Consider the following 16,277-nt stretch of genomic DNA (forward strand, 5'->3'; position numbering starts at 1 on the left):
TCAGCAGATGGTTGCGATTATCCGCAAGCGCGACCGGGCAGTGAAATCAACTCTGACTATGCTGTTGATAGCCAAAGCGCGCATTGCGATGAAGCGTGCGCCTGTGCGCGGGGCATTCTGCGCACCAGGACGGTGCGAGCAGATCCCTTTGGTTATTCAACGCACTGATTTTTAAGTGTTTATGCCGCTGGCACGGGCCTTGCGAAGGTTCAAGCGTCCGGGTGACAAGGAGTTCGGCATGATCCGCACTTATTACGACGAAATGTACGACGGGGCAGGGCAGGTTCGCCCCCATTACCGCGAGTTCGCCCGCTGGTTGGCTGAAACCCCTGTTGAACTGCTGGCCCAACGCCGGCGCGAAGCCGATTTGCTGTTTCACCGCGCCGGGATCACCTTCACCCTGTACGGCGACGAGCAGGGCACCGAGCGCCTGATTCCCTTCGACACCATCCCGCGCAGTATTCCCGCCAGCGAATGGCGGATGGTCGAGCGCGGCTGCATCCAGCGGGTCAAGGCGCTGAACATGTTTCTCGCCGACCTGTACCACGAGCAACGCATCATCAAGGCCGGCATCATCCCCGCCGAGCAGGTGCTGGCCAACGAGCAATATCAACTGGCGATGCAGGGGCTGAACCTGCACCGCGACCTGTATTCCCACATCTCCGGGGTCGACCTCGTACGCGATGGCGACGGCACTTACTACGTTCTCGAAGACAACTTGCGGACACCGAGCGGCGTCAGCTACATGCTCGAAGACCGCAAGATGATGATGCGCCTGTTCCCCGAACTGTTCGCCGCCCAGCGCATCGCGCCCATCGATCATTACCCCAACCTGCTGCTCGATACCCTGAAAAGCTCCAGCCCCCTGGATAACCCCAGTGTGGTGGTGCTGACCCCGGGCCGCTTCAACAGCGCGTTCTTTGAGCATGCTTTCCTGGCCCGCGAAATGGGGGTGGAGCTGGTGGAGGGCGCCGACCTGTTCGTGCGTGATGACCGGGTGTTCATGCGCACCACCGACGGCCCCAAGGCCGTCGATGTGATCTATCGCCGCCTCGACGATGCGTTCCTCGACCCGCTGGCGTTCAACCCGGACTCCATGCTCGGCGTGCCCGGCCTGCTCGCCGCGTATCGCTTGGGCAATGTGGTGCTGGCTAACGCGATTGGCACCGGAGTGGCGGATGACAAATCGGTGTATCCCTTCGTCCCCGAGATGATCCGATTTTACCTGGATGAGGAACCCATCCTGCAGAACGTGCCTACCTTCCAATGCCGTAAACCCGACGAATTATCCCACGTGCTGGCCAACCTGCCGGACCTGGTGGTTAAGGAAACCCAAGGTTCCGGCGGCTACGGCATGTTGGTCGGCCCGGCTTCGACGGCGGCTGAAATCGAAGCCTTTCGCGCACGTATCAAGGCCAAGCCCCACGCCTATATCGCCCAGCCGACCCTGTGTTTGTCCACCTGCCCGACCTTCGTCGACAACGGCATCGCCCCGCGTCATATCGACCTGCGCCCATTCGTGCTGTCCGGCAAGGAAACCCGCGTGGTGCCTGGCGGGCTGACCCGCGTGGCGTTGCGCGAAGGGTCGCTGGTGGTCAACTCGTCCCAGGGCGGCGGCACCAAAGACACCTGGGTGGTCGAGGATTGAATTATGTTGAGTAGAACTGCCTCGGATTTGTACTGGATGTCGCGCTACCTGGAGCGCGCGGAAAACCTCGCGCGCATGCTCGATGTCAGCTATTCGCTGTCGTTGATGCCCCAGGATGGGCGCGGCGATGGCCTACATGAATTGGCCATGCCGCTGTTGATCACCGGCACGCTGGAAGATTACCGCGAGCGTCATGGTGAACTGCACGCTGAACACCTGCTGCATTTCTTCGCCCTCGACGCGGCCAACCCGGCAAGCATCTACAGTTGCCTGGGCGCTGCGCGGGCCAGCGCCCATGCCGTGCGTGGACGAATTACTGCGGACATGTGGGAAAACATCAACGCGACCTGGCTGGATATTCGCGATATCGCCCAGCAGGGCTTGAGCCGCTACGGCATGAGCCGGTTCTGCGAATGGGTCAAGGAGCGCTCCCACCTGTTTCGCGGGGCGACCTACGGCACCATCATGCGCAACGATGCCTTCCGGTTTATTCGCCTGGGGACGTTTATCGAGCGTGCCGACAACACCCTGCGCCTGCTCGATGCACGTTATGAAATGGCCGGCGACCGCGCCGAAGCTGTCACCGACGGCACGGCCCACGCCTACTATCAGTGGAGTGCCTTGCTGCGCGCGTTGTCGTCGTTCGAGGCCTACACCGAGATTTACCGCGACGCCCCCGGCGCGCGGCAAGTCGCGGAACTGCTGCTGTTGCGTGCCGATGTCCCGCGTTCGCTGCGCGCCTGCAGCGAAGAGATCGACCAGATCCTCGCCAGCCTGCCCGGCCTCAACGGCCGCCCGGCCCAGCGCCTGGCCGCCGAGATGGACGCGCGCCTGCGCTTTACCGCTATCGATGAGATTCTCGAGGAAGGCCTGCACGCCTGGCTGACCGACTTTATTCCCCTGGTCCGCCAACTCGGCGACGCCATCTACAGTTCCTACCTGGAGGCCGCATGAGACTCTCCATCAGCCACGAAACCACCTACCGCTATGAAGACCAGGTGCGCAACAGCATCCAGTACCTGCGCCTCACGCCCCACGACAGCGAGCGCCAGCATGTGCTCAGCTGGCAGTTGGACCTGCCACGCCCGGTGCGTGCGCAGGTGGACCCGTTCGGCAATATCCTGCATGTGCTGACCCTGGACGAACCCCACGACGCCATCATCATCGGCGCCCGTGGCCAGGTGGATATCGACGAACTGCGCGAGGCCGAACATGAGAGCCAGTCGGCCTTCCCATTCCTGCGTTGCACACGCCTGACCGAGCCCGACGAGGCCTTGCGCGGTTTTGCGCAACAGCATTGCCATCAGCGCCGCGATCGCACGGCGCTGATCGACCTGATGCACGCCCTGCACCAGTCGATGGTCTACACGCCGGGCTCCACCGAAGTCGACACCTGCGCCGCCCAGGCCTTTGCAGGGCATGCGGGTGTGTGTCAGGACCACACCCACGCGTTCCTGGCCTGCGCGCGCAGCCTGGGGATTCCTGCGCGGTATGTGTCGGGATATTTGTACACCGAAGACACCGCGCACCTGGCCAGCCACGCCTGGGCCGAAGCCTGGCTGGATGACGCCTGGTACAGCTTTGATGTGACCAACCAACTGGCCCGGCCGGAGCGGCACTTGAAACTCGCGGTGGGCCTGGACTACCTCGACGCCTGCCCGGTGCGCGGCATGCGCCGTGGCGGCGGGCATGAGCAGATGCATGCCAAGGTGTTCGTTGCGCCGACGCCGGTGATCTCGGTGCAGCAGCAGTAAGCGACTGCTCGAAGGGCTGCTGCTGATGTTTTGTGGTGAGCGGGCTTGTTGTGGCAAGCGGGCTTGTTGTAGTGAGTGGGCTTGTTCTGGCAAGCGGCTTGTTGTGGTGAGCGGGCTTGCCCCGCGTTGGGCTGCGCAGCAGCCCTAAAACCCTGCACTGAGTAGTGCCTGACACAGTGCATTCTGCTTTATCAGGGCTGCTGCGCAGCCCAACGCGGGGCAAGCCCGCTCGCCACAACAAGCCCGGTAGACACAACAATCTCAGTTGCCAGAACAAGCCCACCTACCCATCACCCAGCATTCACGGCTGCTGCTTACGCCCCGCCATATGCTTCAAATAACCCACCAATAAATCCAGCTCGCTGTCGGGTAACACGCTGGCGGCGAATGCTGGCATTTTTGCCTGTGGCCAATGCCGCAGGCTCTGCGGGTCGCGGATATAACGTTTGAGGAAGTCGGCGCCGAAATACTCGGTGGGGTTGTAGGGAATATTCAGGTCCGGCCCCACCTGCGCATCGCCGGCGCCATTGAGGCGATGGCAGGCCAGGCAGTTTTTCTGGAACAACGCGAAGCCCTGATTGACCGGGTCGTTCGCGGCCAGCGCCGGGTCGGGCAACAGCGCGGGGAAGCGTTCGGCCACCGTCTTCAACTGTTTGATCGTGGAGATCTGGAACGGCCACTGCTCAGGGCTGATATGCCCGGTTTGCGGATCGGTCCACACCAGGTAGAACGGCCCTGCACTCGGCTTGCCGTCGGCCAGCGCGGGCCAGGGGTGAGCCGGGTCCTCCACGGCCAGCCAGGCGCGAGCGCCGCGGGTTTGCTGCAACGGCGCCGCCGCCAGTTCGGCGGCAAACCCATCCAGGGCAACGGCTTGCAGATGAGCTTCAGGCGTGAGACCCGGTAGGAGCACGGCCAGCGGTACCGCGCGATAAGTCATATTGCGCTTGTAGGAAACGTCATCGACGATCTGCACGGTCTGCGCGTCCGGATGCTTGAGCAGGTCGGTGGTCTGCCAGGTCTTGCGCGTGTGGTCGAGTTCGATGCTCAACGAGGCTGCCGTGGCAGGTACGGCAATGAACAAGGCGAGAAGGGCGAGGATGAATTTCAACGGATAAGCCCGATGCGAGGGGACGATGGGGCTCACGATAGCGCAAATTCGCACGCAAAACGGCAGCGCCTGCAACAGGACCGCTATACGCAATGTCCCGGCAGGTGCTGCCAAAAACTGCAGTCCTGGTGCTGTGTGTGCACGGAATGTGGGGAGTGAGTGGTCACCCAATGACCTTGGTCAGGTTGGGCAGGATCAGAATCAGTGTGGTGGCGAAAAGAATGAGTCCCGCCTGACGTACTTTCGAATGTTTGAACATGGCTGACTGCCTTTTGTTGTTATTCCTGAGCGTCAAATGCGTGCCGGTAAAATCTACTATGCCGTTATGACGTGTCGCTTTTCTTACAGTTGCTCCAGCAAAACCCGGCAGCAACTTCCTACTGATTGAACCTTAGAGCCCTCGTTCTGCGTGGCTTAGATCCATTTAATATCAGCTAATCAGGATTTCAGCTTAAAACGCTATGAGGCCTATCGCCATCTTGGCGCCAATGCCTTGGCTAGACAGCTAAAACGATTAATCAAGCAATACGCGCGTAAGCCTACCGTTCGTCCGAGCGTGGTGGTCAAAAGCAATGAGCGCATCCGTCATTGAAACCGTGTCAATCGGGCCTAAGGTAGGGGCACACATGCACAGCGGTTCGAGGATGTCATGACCCAAGCTTTGATCTTTGATGCGATACGCACGCCCCGGGGCAAAGGCAAGGCCGATGGTGCCTTGCACAGTGTCAAGCCGGTCGACCTGGTGGCCGGTCTGCTGACAGCGCTGGCGCAACGCAGCGACCTCGACACGCACCAGGTGGATGACATCGTGCTCGGCTGCGTCACGCCCGTGGGGGACCAGGGCGCGGACATCGCCAAGACCGCCGCGCTCGTCGCGGACTGGGCCGTCAGCGTCGCCGGTGTACAGGTCAACCGCTTCTGCGCCTCGGGCCTGGAAGCGGTCAACCTCGGCGCGATGAAAGTGCGTTCCGGCTTTGAGGACCTGGTGGTGGTCGGCGGCGTCGAGTCCATGTCCCGCGTGCCCATGGGCAGTGATGGCGGCGCCTGGGTACTCGATCCGCACACCAATATGCACAGCCACTTCACGCCCCAGGGCATCGGCGCCGACCTGATTGCCACCCTCGAGGGCTTCACGCGCGAGGACGTCGATACCTTTGCCCTGCAGTCCCAGCAGAAAGCAGCCAGGGCGCGCGCCGACGGTTCATTCAGCAAGTCGCTGATCGCGGTGCAGGACCAGAACGGCATTGTGCTGCTCGACCAGGATGAATTTATCCGCGGTGACTCCACCCTCGAAGGCCTCGGCAAGCTCAAGCCGAGCTTCGAAATGATGGGCCAGATGGGCTTCGACGCCACCGCGCTGCGGGTCTACAGCCATGTGGAACGCATTCACCATGTGCACACGCCGGGTAATAGCTCCGGGATTGTCGACGGCGCTGCGCTGATGTTGATCGGCTCCGAGGCCAAGGGGCGTGAGCTGGGCCTGCAACCGCGGGCGCGCATCGTCGCCACGGCGGTGACCAGCACCGATCCGACCATCATGCTCACCGGCCCGGCGCCGGCTACCCGCAAGGCCCTGGCCAAGGCGGGTTTGCGCGTTGAAGACATCGACCTGTTTGAAGTCAACGAAGCGTTTGCGTCTGTCGTGCTCAAGTTCATCAAGGACATGCGCATCGACCCCGCGCGTGTCAACGTCAACGGCGGCTCCATCGCCATGGGCCATCCGCTGGGCGCCACCGGTTGCGCGATCCTCGGCACCCTGCTCGACGAACTGGAGGCGCGCCAGCAACGTTACGGCCTGGCCACCCTGTGCGTGGGCGGTGGCATGGGCATCGCCACCATTATCGAACGCCTCTGAGCCGAAGGAATTTGTCATGACCGAAGCCATTCGTTACGAAAAAGGCCAGGACCAGATCGTGGTGCTGACCCTCGACATGCCCGGCCAGAGTGCCAACACCATGAACGGCGTGTATCGCGAGGCCATGGCGGCCACCGTCACGCGCCTGGAAGCGGAAAAGGAGCAGATTGCCGGCGTGATCATCACCTCGGCCAAGAAAACCTTTTTTGCCGGCGGCGACCTCAATGAACTGATCAAGGTCGACAAGGCCCACGCCAAGGATTTCTACGACGGCGTGCGGGTGCTGAAGGCGCAATTGCGACGCCTGGAAACCCTGGGCAAACCGCTGGTCGCCGCGATCAATGGCGCCGCGTTGGGCGGCGGCTGGGAGATTTGCCTGGCGTGCCACTACCGCGTCGCGCTGGATGACAAATCGGTGCAGCTCGGCTTGCCGGAGGTGACCCTCGGCCTGCTGCCGGGCGGCGGCGGGGTGGTGCGCATGGTGCGCATGCTCGGCCTGGAAAAAGCCCTGCCGTATCTGCTGGAAGGCAAGAAAGTCCGCCCACAACAGGCGCTGCAGGCTGGTTTGATCCAGGCGCTGGCGCTGAACCGCGATGAGCTGCTGGCCAAATCCCGCGCGTGGATTCTGGCTAATCCAGAGGCCAGGCAGCCGTGGGACACCAAGGGCTATCAGCTTCCAGGCGGCACGCCGTCGAACCCCAAGGTTGCGCAGATGCTGGCAATAGCGCCGTCAATTTTGCGCAGTAAGACCCAGGGCTGCTTCCCGGCCCCGGAGAAAATCCTCTGCGCCGCCGTCGAGGGCGCCCAGGTGGATTTCGACACCGCGCACCTGATCGAAACCCGCTATTTCACCGAGCTGGTCACCGGGCAGGTGGCGAAAAACATGATCGGCACCTTCTGGTTCCAGCTCAATGAGATCAACGCCGGCCGTTCCCGACCCGAGGGCTTTGCGCCTTATGTGACGCGCAAAGTCGGCGTGCTCGGCGCCGGGATGATGGGCGCCGGCATCGCCTATGTCAGTGCTTGCGCCGGCATTGAGGTGGTGCTCAAGGACATCAACCAGGCGGCGGCCGACAAGGGCAAGGCGCACTCAGCGGCGTTGTTGGACAAGAAGGTCAGCCGTGGGCAACTGACCCCGGATCAGCGCGAAAGCACCCTCGCGCGCATTCATCCTACGCAGGATGACGCCGACCTGGCCGGTTGCGACCTGATTATCGAAGCCGTGTTCGAAGACCGCGAACTCAAGGCCAGGGTCTCTGCGGCTGCTCAGCAAGTCGTCGGTGCCGAAGCGGTGATCGCCTCCAACACCTCGACCTTGCCCATCAGCGGCCTGGCCACGGCGGTGCCCGACCCAGGCAAGTTTGTCGGCCTGCATTTCTTCAGCCCGGTGGACAAGATGCCCCTGGTAGAAATCATCAAGGGCGCGCGCACCTCGGACGAAACCCTGGCCCGGGGGTTCGATTTCGTACTGCAGATCAAGAAGACCCCGATTGTGGTCAACGACAGTCGCGGCTTTTTCACCTCGCGGGTGTTCGGCACTTTCACGAATGAAGGCATTGCCATGCTCGGCGAAGGGGTGGCCGCCGCCATGATCGAGACCGAGGCGCGCAAGGCGGGGATGCCGGTGGGGCCGTTGGCGGTGTCTGACGAAGTGTCTCTCAGCTTGATGAGCCATATCCGACAGCAGGCGGCCAAGGATCTGCAGGCGGAAGGTAAAAGCGTGCCGAGCCATCTGGCGACGGTGGTGATTGACCTGTTGGTGAACGAGTACAAGCGCGCGGGCAAAGCGGCGGGGGGCGGCTTTTACGAGTACCCGGCGGGCGGGCAGAAGTATCTCTGGCCGGAATTGAAAAGCCGCTTTGAACAGCCCGGGCAACGGATTTCAGCACAGGATGTACGCGACCGTTTGCTGTTTATCCAGGCTATCGAAACCGTGCGCTGCGTGGAGGAGGGCGTGTTGCTGTCCACCGCCGACGCCAACATCGGATCGATTTTCGGCATCGGCTTTGCGGCCTGGAGCGGTGGCGCGTTGCAGTTTATCAACCAGTACGGCCTGAACGACTTTGTCGCCCGCGCCCGTTATCTGGCCGAGCAATATGGCGAGCGGTTCTCGCCGCCGGCGTTGTTGCTGGAGAAAGCGGCACAGAACGCGACGTTCTGACGGTTTTGGGTATGCGCGGGGCTTGCCTTGTCAGGGTATTTCAAGGCAGGCTCTGGGGTGTGCATTATTCCCATCACCGTGTCAGGTATTTTTTATGTCGCTACGCGTCTGTATCCTGGAAACCGATATCCTGCGTCCAGGCTTGATCGATCAATACCAAGGGTACGGGCAGATGTTCAAGCGCCTGTTCTCCAAGCAGCCGATTCCCGCCGAGTTCGTCGTGTACAACGTGGTGCAGGGCGAATACCCCGCGGACGATGAAGTGTTTGACGCCTATCTGGTGACCGGCAGCAAGGCCGACTCCTTCGGTACCGACCCGTGGATCCAGACCCTCAAGACCTACCTGCTCGAACGCTACGAGCGTGGCGACAAGTTGCTCGGCATTTGCTTCGGCCACCAATTGCTGGCGCTGCTGCTGGGCGGCAAGACCGAGCGTGCCGGCCAGGGCTGGGGCATGGGCATCCACGACTACAAACTCGATGCCAAGGCGCCGTGGATGAGCCCTGAAGTGGAAGAGCTGACGCTATTGATCAGTCACCAGGACCAGGTCACCACGTTGCCGGACAACGCCACGGTCATTGCCTCCAGCGATTTTTGCCCGTTTGCCGCGTACCACATCGGCGACCAGGTGCTGTGCTTCCAAGGCCACCCGGAGTTTATCCACGACTATTCCCGCGAACTGCTGGAAATTCTTCAGACGACCCTGGGCGAAAAGGTCTACACCAACGGTGTGTCCAGCCTGGAGCGTGACCACCACGGCGTGACCGTGGCGGAATGGATGATGCGCTTCGTGGCGCACAAGCCCGAGGCCCGGGTTTAAAGCCAGCCCGAGCGCTTGAAACTGGCCCACAGGCTGGTACAGCCCACCGCGATAAACCCGAGCACGGCAAAATAGCCGTAGTGCCATTGCAGTTCGGGCATGTTCTGGAAGTTCATCCCGTAAATCCCCGCCACCGCGGTGGGGAACGCGAGGATCGCCGCCCACGCGGCGAACTTGCGCTGCACCACGCTCTGGCGCGACGCCTCCAGCAACACCCCGATTTCAATGGTCTGGCTGGCGATGTCGCGCAGGGTGGTGAGATCTTCCATCTGCCGCGTCACGTGGATTTGCACATCACGAAAATACGGGCGCATGTTCTTGTCGATAAACGGGAAGCTCAGCTTCTGCAGCTCCTGGCTGATCTCCACCATCGGCGCCACATAGCGCTTGAGCCGCAGCACGTCGCGGCGCAGGCCGTGGAGGTTCTGGATATCGACTTCACTGAGGGAGTTGCACAGCACATTGCGCTCCAGCTCATCGATCTCGGCATGGATCGCCTCGCTCACGGGCTGGTAGTTTTCGGTGACGAAATCGAGCAGCGCATAGAGGACGAAATCTTCGCCATGCTCCAGCAACAGCGGCCGCGCCTCACAGCGCTGGCGCACATAGCCGTAGGACGCCGAGTGGCCGTTGCGTGCGGTAATGATGTAGCCGTTGCCGGCAAAAATATGTGTCTCGATAAACTCCAGCTTGCCGTTGTCGCGCACCGGTGAATAAGTGACGATAAACAGCGCATCGCCGAAGGTTTCCAGCTTGGGGCGGCTGTGTTTTTCCAGGGCGTCTTCGATGGCCAATTCATGCAGGTTGAACTGGCGTTGCAGGTTGGCCAGCTCCTGTGCGCTGGGTTCTTCCAGGCCGATCCACACAAAGTGGTCGGGTTTGGCGGCCCAGGCCGCGCCTTCGTCGAGAGTGATGTCAGTGACTTTCTTTCCGGCGCTGTAGACAGCGGCCGCAACAACTCTACCCATGATACTGATCACTTCTTATTGGGAGGACAGGTGTTGGGCAGCTTAGCCTGAATGGCGTTCCCTTGTGGCCGTTGGCGCAGCGTGCATTTTTATCCGCAGCATAGGGGAATTACAGAGGCGCGGGTGTCCAGGCGGTTTGCAGTTCGCGGTCCATCCCTGCAATGCATTCATCCATCTGCGCCTGGCAGGCCTGCATCAACTGCGGGATGTCGTCTGCAGTCAGGCCTGTCGTAGGAATCGGCGGCAGCGAGCGTATGAGCACATCACCACTGTTCCAGCGATTGAGCTGCATGTGGGTGACGTAATTGCTCACGCACACCTGCACGATCGGTACACCGGCGGCAATCGCCATATGGAACGCACCTTTCTTGAACGGCAACAGGCCTTTGCCCAGGTTGCGCGTGCCTTCCGGAAACACCCAGATCGACGTGTCCTCATGCTGCAAGGTGTGAGTAGTGGTAAGCATCGCGCGGCGCGCCTTGTGCGCGTTGCCGCGATCAATCAGCACATTGCCCGCCAGCCAGAACAGCTGGCCGAACAGCGGCACCCACTTGAGGCTTTTCTTGGCGATACACACCGTGCGGTGCGGCACCACGGTGCCGAACACAAACAGGTCGTAGTTGGACTGGTGGTTGGCAATGATCACGCATGTACCGGGCTTGTTGCGCAGCGAGTCCACGTCGGCCTTCACATTCAGGCGCAGGATCCACATGGCTGGCAGCGCGTAGAGGCGAGCACATAAACGGCTGTTATCCGGGTTGAACGGCCGGCAGACACCGATCAGCACGCCCAGCACGCCGGCGACCATAAAATGCAGGCCCATCAACAACATACGCAACAGAAAAAGCATCGAAACAGCCCATCGGGACAAAAGGTGGCGCAGTGTACGGTTGTGCACTGTATTCGGCAATTACCCCTGTAGAGGGAGGAGATAGGCGATGTTTAAGTACATGTTTCAACATCTGCTGACATCGGCAGGCTAGAGCGGCTGAGGATGATTCGAATTTATCTGTAAGAAAAAGCCCGACTCAAGGTCGGGCTTTTTTATTCGGCTGCAGGCTTTAGCTGAGGATATGGCCCTGGTCCTGGATGATCGCATCGTCCAGTGCTTCCAGCAGCGCCTTGCGCACCTTCAACTTGGTGTGTTTGTGGGCGTTCATATTCAGCTTCTTCAACTGGCGGGCCGCTTCCAGCGCTGCAGCATGCAGCTCTTGCGGTGCGACCACCTTGTCGAGGAAGCCTGCGCCCAAGGCGCCTTGCGGGTCGAACATCTCGGCATTGATCACCGAACGGTGAAACGCGGATTTGCGCAAGCGATCCCGCGCCAACTCGATCCCGGCGTAGTGCATGGTCATGCCGATTGCCACTTCATTCAGGCCAATGCTGAACGGGCCTTCCACACCAATCCGATAATCCGCCGACAACAACAGGAACGCGCCCTTGGCGACGGCATGCCCTGGGCACGCCACAATCACCGGAAACGGGTGCGACAACAGGCGACGCGCCAACGTCGAGCCCGACGTCACCAGGCCGATTGCCTCTTTAGGGCCGGCCGTCATCACTTTCAAATCATAACCACCCGACAAAATCCCCGGCGTCCCGGTGATGATCACCACCGCGCGGTCCTTCTCGGCCTGGTCCAGCGCTGTATTAAACGCACTGACCACATCGGGAGAAATGGCATTCACCTTGCCGTTGCTCAAGGTCAGGGTCGCGATACCGTCTTCGAGGTGGTAAGCAATCAACTCACTCATGACGCGGTTCCTTGTAGGACTTGTTATAGATAGGCTGTTTATAGAAGCGTATGCACAGACGTTACCCACCACGCCCGCCCCGGTAAAGCGCCGTGACTGACTACCCAGTCAGACTTTTCCGGCATGCCGGTCGCCCAATAGCCTAGGGCAGGGCGCAATCGCCGTTCCAGACGCGTGCTGCCCATGCCCAAGAATGGCAGAATCACCACCCCTTGCCGGGCACCTCCCGGTATAGCGGTCTAAGCGCATGAAAATTCTGAAAAAAACCTTTGCCATCAGAAAGGCTTTCGACTACATTAGCGCGCCTCGACAGACTGAACTGGTTTGACGAGATACGGTGAAGTGTCCGAGTGGCTTAAGGAGCACGCCTGGAAAGTGTGTATACAAGAAATTGTATCGAGAGTTCGAATCTCTCCTTCACCGCCACATTAAGAAAAGCCCGTGAATTCAGTTACTTAGAGTTCGCGGGCTTTTTCGTTTGCACTACTTATTTGTACTACTCCCCTCGTATCGCATCCCCTTCGCTATAACCCTGCCCCTCTGCGTCACAACCTAGTTATGTTCTCGCGCCCAGAGAAGGCGGTTCACGCCTGTCGGAATTACCGTTCGTCTCGCCGAATGGAAAATAGTTGCTTTAGTTGTTGGGGTGTGCTTAATAAGTGGCGTATGTCATGGTAATCTTAGGCACTAGCTAATAGTTTTTCTAAGAACTTCTTTGCCCCCCCGCGACACCCTGAATTTCTCCTCGACTTCCGCAAGGGAGTCACTGGCCCGGTTTCCATGCCGTCCGACCGCTAGCACTCGTCGAGCCATAACTGTTGGACAAGCTGGTTCCTTGTCGCATCGCAGCCCCTCGATCTAGTGGAATGGGGCAACTAATTCAGCAAAAACTGAAAACAAGCATCGGCTACATCTTAAAGGCGAGAACCTTAAAACTCTCGCCTTTCTTTTTGCCTTTCATTCAATAACGAAACTTTCGAAACAACTATATCACCTAAATATGAGACCTACTCTATGTGCCGGCAAGGCATCTACAGGCTCTTCTAGGGCGATTGGTGAGATTGCCTTCCCTGGTGTGGCAGATAGCTATAGGGATCCTGTAATCGCCTCTCGGGAGCTTGCGGGCGACATGGTTCCTGTGTTTGAAGATATACCGCTTGAAGCGTACATAGATACGCCACCACAAGCTCCTGTAGTCGTGCATAAGCGATTGCAGTTGTTCGTGGATACATTGGATGAAGTGGTAGATGTTACCGTTCCTATAATCGGGCAAGGTGCTAAAATTGAATACGTATATGACGACCCTCTGCCCTGGTAATGGCGGCAGAGGGTTGAAAGCAGCAATGTCGTTAATGCATTGCATTCACGCTCTACAATGGTGGTCGAGATACTCTCTCGCTAGCTTCAACTTGTCCTGCTAGATTTCTGTCAGTGATCCTGCGGACTGCTTCAGCGGCAATGAATAACGCTCTCATTGCCAATGACATGAGTTGCAATCTGGTGAGGCCGTGGTCTGAATATCGACTGTTTACGTAATTCGGGAAGCCCTTGCTCGCTTCAAGTAAACGATCATCGTTGCTGTTTGAGTAGTATTTCACTAGGCTCTCTGAGAGCGCTACTAGATTGTGATTTAGCTTTCTCACTTCTTTTTCATCTACTCCAAGTCGCAGTAGTGCACCTTTCATAGCCAGTTCGGCAGCTAAGCAACAAGTTTGTATTGCAGAGTCTGTGTCTGTAGCCTGAAAAAGCGTGCGTGCGGTTGATGAAATAGCTGACTTCGCATTGTTCAGGTGCTGAACTGCTGCGCTATCTTCAAATCGTAAGTCATCAACCCCATATGCCAAATCCCAAAGGTCACAGGCGCTGTAAAGTGACTTCCAACCTAGTTCTGGGTAGTGCTTGAAGATATTCTCAAGCTCGGCTTTGGTGATTTCAATTATATCCAGAGGTGTGACGCCGAAGGTTCCAAATCCGACATTCACCCTAGCAGGGTACATCGTGTCACGGATTGCAACCCCTGCATCTACAAGACCGGGTATTGAAAAATCCCCGCTGGGATATAGGGCTCGGTAGTCTTCCATGAGCGGGGTCCAGATACGCTCATCTAGAAAGTTACCTTCTATGTTGTTGCTCTTCATCCATTCCGCTACGACATGAAAAGGGCGCTGATGCAGGCTTAAGCCCTCGTTCATCAACTCGTCATCCAATCGCCTTAGGAACTCCTTGTCTATCCTTTCCATTTTCACTCTCCTTGATCTGTAGGGGGGGGGCATGCGTGCCAAGACAGGATCATTCGTCATAACGGCATTGCCCTAAGCCTAACCTCCCTGCCATGCTGGTGGCGAACTGATTCCACAGTCCGTGGCTCAGTCGCCAACCCAAGAAAGGATGCATGGAATGTTGCATGTAATTGTTTCACTAGACCTCGCCAATGCAAAGAAAGACCGACCTGACTTCAACAAGTATCTAGACGATAAAAGCTGGATGAAACTCAGTAACGTTGACACGGTATGGGCTATTCGTTTTCCGAAAGCTCACGAGGTAAACACTCAATTGATAATTGATACCATCGAGAAAACTCTATTGTCGGCGGCGACTGAGCTTAAACTTGATCGAATCGACTATGTTGCTCAGGTGGGGAATGGTGACGCTTTTGGGCGGCATATTCTTAAGAGGAATGGTGTGTATACCGTCCGCGAATTTGACCCGCGTAAACCCGCCGTAAACCCAGCATAACCCCCCCCTTTCCCGTAAGCGCTGGGCAGAACAGCACCTAGGGTGGCATTGGTGTAGCCCAGCGTGGCCGTGGACTGTGAAGTGGTGTGGCTAAGCTTTTTACGGTGGCTGCGCTCAACTGGAGGTTTTCACACCAAAACGCTCGTTTGAACTGGAATCGCCGGTTGTCAGCGAGACGGCAGCACCCAGCCCAGACCGACCCTTGGCTATGGAGCAATATTCACCGGTTGAGGTTTGTAACCTTCACTAAAGGCGCCCATTCCGGGTATCAGGGAGAGCCGTATGACTGAGATGAGTACAAAGGTGTTCCAGGCGTTACTGATCAAGCTTAACGAGGGGCAAGATACTGTTTCGTGTGATGAAGTGGCTGTGTTTGAAAGGCTCCTGGCGTACGACTACGCAACCTACAGAGAGAAGACCGCTACCGGGTACACAGGTGTGGCTCCCACAGGCAGAGGAACGACTCTGGCTTTGACGGGCGTAGTGACCTAACCCCGATGCATTAGTATCATCAAACGACCGTTAAGCGATACCGCTTGTCAGATGGGTAGGCTGGTATCATCAAGTATGGGTTTACAGGTTGTTGATACCATATTATTATGATCCCTCCATTTTTGATACCTAAGAGGGAAGCAAATGAGCCGCCTGTTTGGATATGGTCGTGTCAGTACGACGGAGCAAAACACCGATAACCAATTGGTGGCTCTCACCTCCAAGGGTTTTGAAATAAAGCCCACTCGCTGGTTCTCTGAGCAAATCAGCGGAGGCGTTCCCGCTCTACAGCGGCCTCAGTTCAGTAAGATGGTTGAACGCATGGAAGCAGGTGATACGCTCGTGGTGTTGAAGTTGGATCGACTCGGACGGGACGTACAGGATGTGCTGGCTACCGTGTCCCACCTCGCCACTATAGGTATCCACGTTCGTAGCATGGACCTCGATGGCGTAGACCTCACCAGCGCAGCCGGGAAGCTACAGCTAACCGTTCTCGCAGCTGTTGCAGCCTTTGAGCGTGATCGCATCAGAGAGAGGACCAAGGAAGGGCTTGCCCGATCTACCAAGAAGGCTGGGCGTCCAGTAGCCACTGCTACCACAGTCGTAGTTCAGCGCCGTAAGGCAATGGGTCAAACACAATCCCAGGTAGCAGCCGAACTAGGTATGGGGATTGCCACGGTCAAGAGACATTGGAACAAGGAATGAATACAGCTGTAGTGCCTTATAGAGCCCGCCATGAGCGGGCTTCGTTATGTCTGATAACACCCACAGCGCCACGCTCTACGCCTGCCAGAAGCGAACCTAGTGGCACCCAGCCCAACTTATTTGTAGAAAACAGCAGCTTGCAATGAGTCCTCTCACAGCCCGCTTAACAGCTCGGGCAAGTCGCCATGCCCTGTGGATTATTTTCCTAGCTGAAACTCCAATCGCCCATCGAGTTGCGGTCCTGCCGTCGCGGCGGGGCATGTATTCCAGTAAAAA

The 16,277-nt window shown here is 58.4% G+C and carries 13 protein-coding genes and 1 tRNA gene; 9 read left to right on the plus strand and 5 right to left on the minus strand.

All coding sequences use genetic code 11. The features are described from left to right. Positions 1-238: 238 nt before the first annotated feature. From AC07OJ_RS15690 to AC07OJ_RS15700, 3 genes are read left to right on the plus strand one after another with little or no spacing between them, the layout of a single operon-like run. Positions 239-1,648 carry a circularly permuted type 2 ATP-grasp protein gene (locus AC07OJ_RS15690; RefSeq protein ID WP_065909367.1) on the plus strand — a complete coding sequence of 470 codons (1,410 nt, stop codon included), beginning with the start codon at positions 239-241 and terminating at the stop codon, positions 1,646-1,648. 3 nt (positions 1,649-1,651) lie between these two features. Beyond that, complete coding sequence (locus AC07OJ_RS15695; protein WP_065909369.1) at positions 1,652-2,602, plus strand: alpha-E domain-containing protein; 951 nt, start codon at positions 1,652-1,654, stop codon at positions 2,600-2,602. After that, positions 2,599-3,402 carry a transglutaminase family protein gene (locus AC07OJ_RS15700; protein WP_065909371.1) on the plus strand — a complete coding sequence of 268 codons (804 nt, stop codon included), beginning with the start codon at positions 2,599-2,601 and terminating at the stop codon, positions 3,400-3,402. Before AC07OJ_RS15695 ends, AC07OJ_RS15700 begins: the two co-directional genes overlap by 4 nt. Positions 3,403-3,703: 301 nt before the next feature. Here AC07OJ_RS15700 and AC07OJ_RS15705 read toward each other — a convergent pair whose 3' ends face one another. Next, on the minus strand, positions 3,704-4,510 hold the full coding sequence (locus tag AC07OJ_RS15705) for a c-type cytochrome (RefSeq protein ID WP_495094771.1): 807 nt from the start codon (positions 4,508-4,510) through the stop codon (positions 3,704-3,706). A 649-nt stretch (positions 4,511-5,159) separates the two neighbouring features. On the opposite strand from AC07OJ_RS15705, the gene AC07OJ_RS15710 reads away from it, so the two are divergent. From AC07OJ_RS15710 to AC07OJ_RS15720, 3 genes are all read left to right on the plus strand, one after another. Continuing rightward, the gene (locus AC07OJ_RS15710; protein WP_106802880.1) at positions 5,160-6,365 is read left to right on the plus strand and encodes an acetyl-CoA C-acetyltransferase; all 1,206 of its coding nucleotides are present in this window, start codon (positions 5,160-5,162) and stop codon (positions 6,363-6,365) included. A 16-nt stretch (positions 6,366-6,381) separates the two neighbouring features. Further along, the gene (locus AC07OJ_RS15715; RefSeq protein WP_495094772.1) at positions 6,382-8,526 is read left to right on the plus strand and encodes a 3-hydroxyacyl-CoA dehydrogenase NAD-binding domain-containing protein; all 2,145 of its coding nucleotides are present in this window, start codon (positions 6,382-6,384) and stop codon (positions 8,524-8,526) included. 94 nt (positions 8,527-8,620) lie between these two features. Continuing rightward, positions 8,621-9,346 (plus strand): amidotransferase, encoded by a 726-nt coding sequence (locus AC07OJ_RS15720; protein ID WP_065909379.1) that lies wholly within the window; start codon positions 8,621-8,623, stop codon positions 9,344-9,346. On the opposite strand, the gene AC07OJ_RS15725 is transcribed toward AC07OJ_RS15720, so the two are convergent. From AC07OJ_RS15725 to AC07OJ_RS15735, 3 genes are all read right to left on the minus strand, one after another. After that, a complete protein-coding gene (locus tag AC07OJ_RS15725) occupies positions 9,343-10,314 on the minus strand; it encodes a magnesium and cobalt transport protein CorA (RefSeq protein ID WP_065909380.1) in 972 nt (323 codons plus the stop codon). The genes AC07OJ_RS15720 and AC07OJ_RS15725 overlap by 4 nt on opposite strands. Positions 10,315-10,423: 109 nt before the next feature. Beyond that, positions 10,424-11,164: a lysophospholipid acyltransferase family protein gene (locus AC07OJ_RS15730; protein ID WP_106802882.1), complete on the minus strand. Its 741-nt coding sequence runs from the start codon at positions 11,162-11,164 to the stop codon at positions 10,424-10,426. A 211-nt stretch (positions 11,165-11,375) separates the two neighbouring features. Continuing rightward, positions 11,376-12,068, minus strand: coding sequence for a crotonase/enoyl-CoA hydratase family protein (locus AC07OJ_RS15735; RefSeq protein WP_495094773.1), 693 nt, complete (start codon positions 12,066-12,068; stop codon positions 11,376-11,378). Positions 12,069-12,404: 336 nt separating this feature from the next. Between AC07OJ_RS15735 and AC07OJ_RS15740 the strand changes: the two genes are divergently transcribed. Continuing rightward, positions 12,405-12,494: transfer RNA gene (locus AC07OJ_RS15740), tRNA-Ser, on the plus strand. Between the two features lie 944 nt (positions 12,495-13,438). On the opposite strand, the gene AC07OJ_RS15745 is transcribed toward AC07OJ_RS15740, so the two are convergent. Next, positions 13,439-14,308 (minus strand): HEPN domain-containing protein, encoded by an 870-nt coding sequence (locus tag AC07OJ_RS15745; protein WP_495094774.1) that lies wholly within the window; start codon positions 14,306-14,308, stop codon positions 13,439-13,441. Positions 14,309-14,465: 157 nt separating this feature from the next. Between AC07OJ_RS15745 and AC07OJ_RS15750 the strand changes: the two genes are divergently transcribed. After that, entirely contained in the window at positions 14,466-14,804 is a 339-nt protein-coding gene (locus AC07OJ_RS15750) for a hypothetical protein (RefSeq protein ID WP_495094775.1), read from the plus strand. 636 nt (positions 14,805-15,440) lie between these two features. Beyond that, on the plus strand, positions 15,441-16,001 hold the full coding sequence (locus AC07OJ_RS15755; protein WP_495094776.1) for a recombinase family protein: 561 nt from the start codon (positions 15,441-15,443) through the stop codon (positions 15,999-16,001). Positions 16,002-16,277: the final 276 nt, after the last annotated feature.

This window comes from Pseudomonas sp. GW821-FHT09C08 (assembly GCF_059418125.1).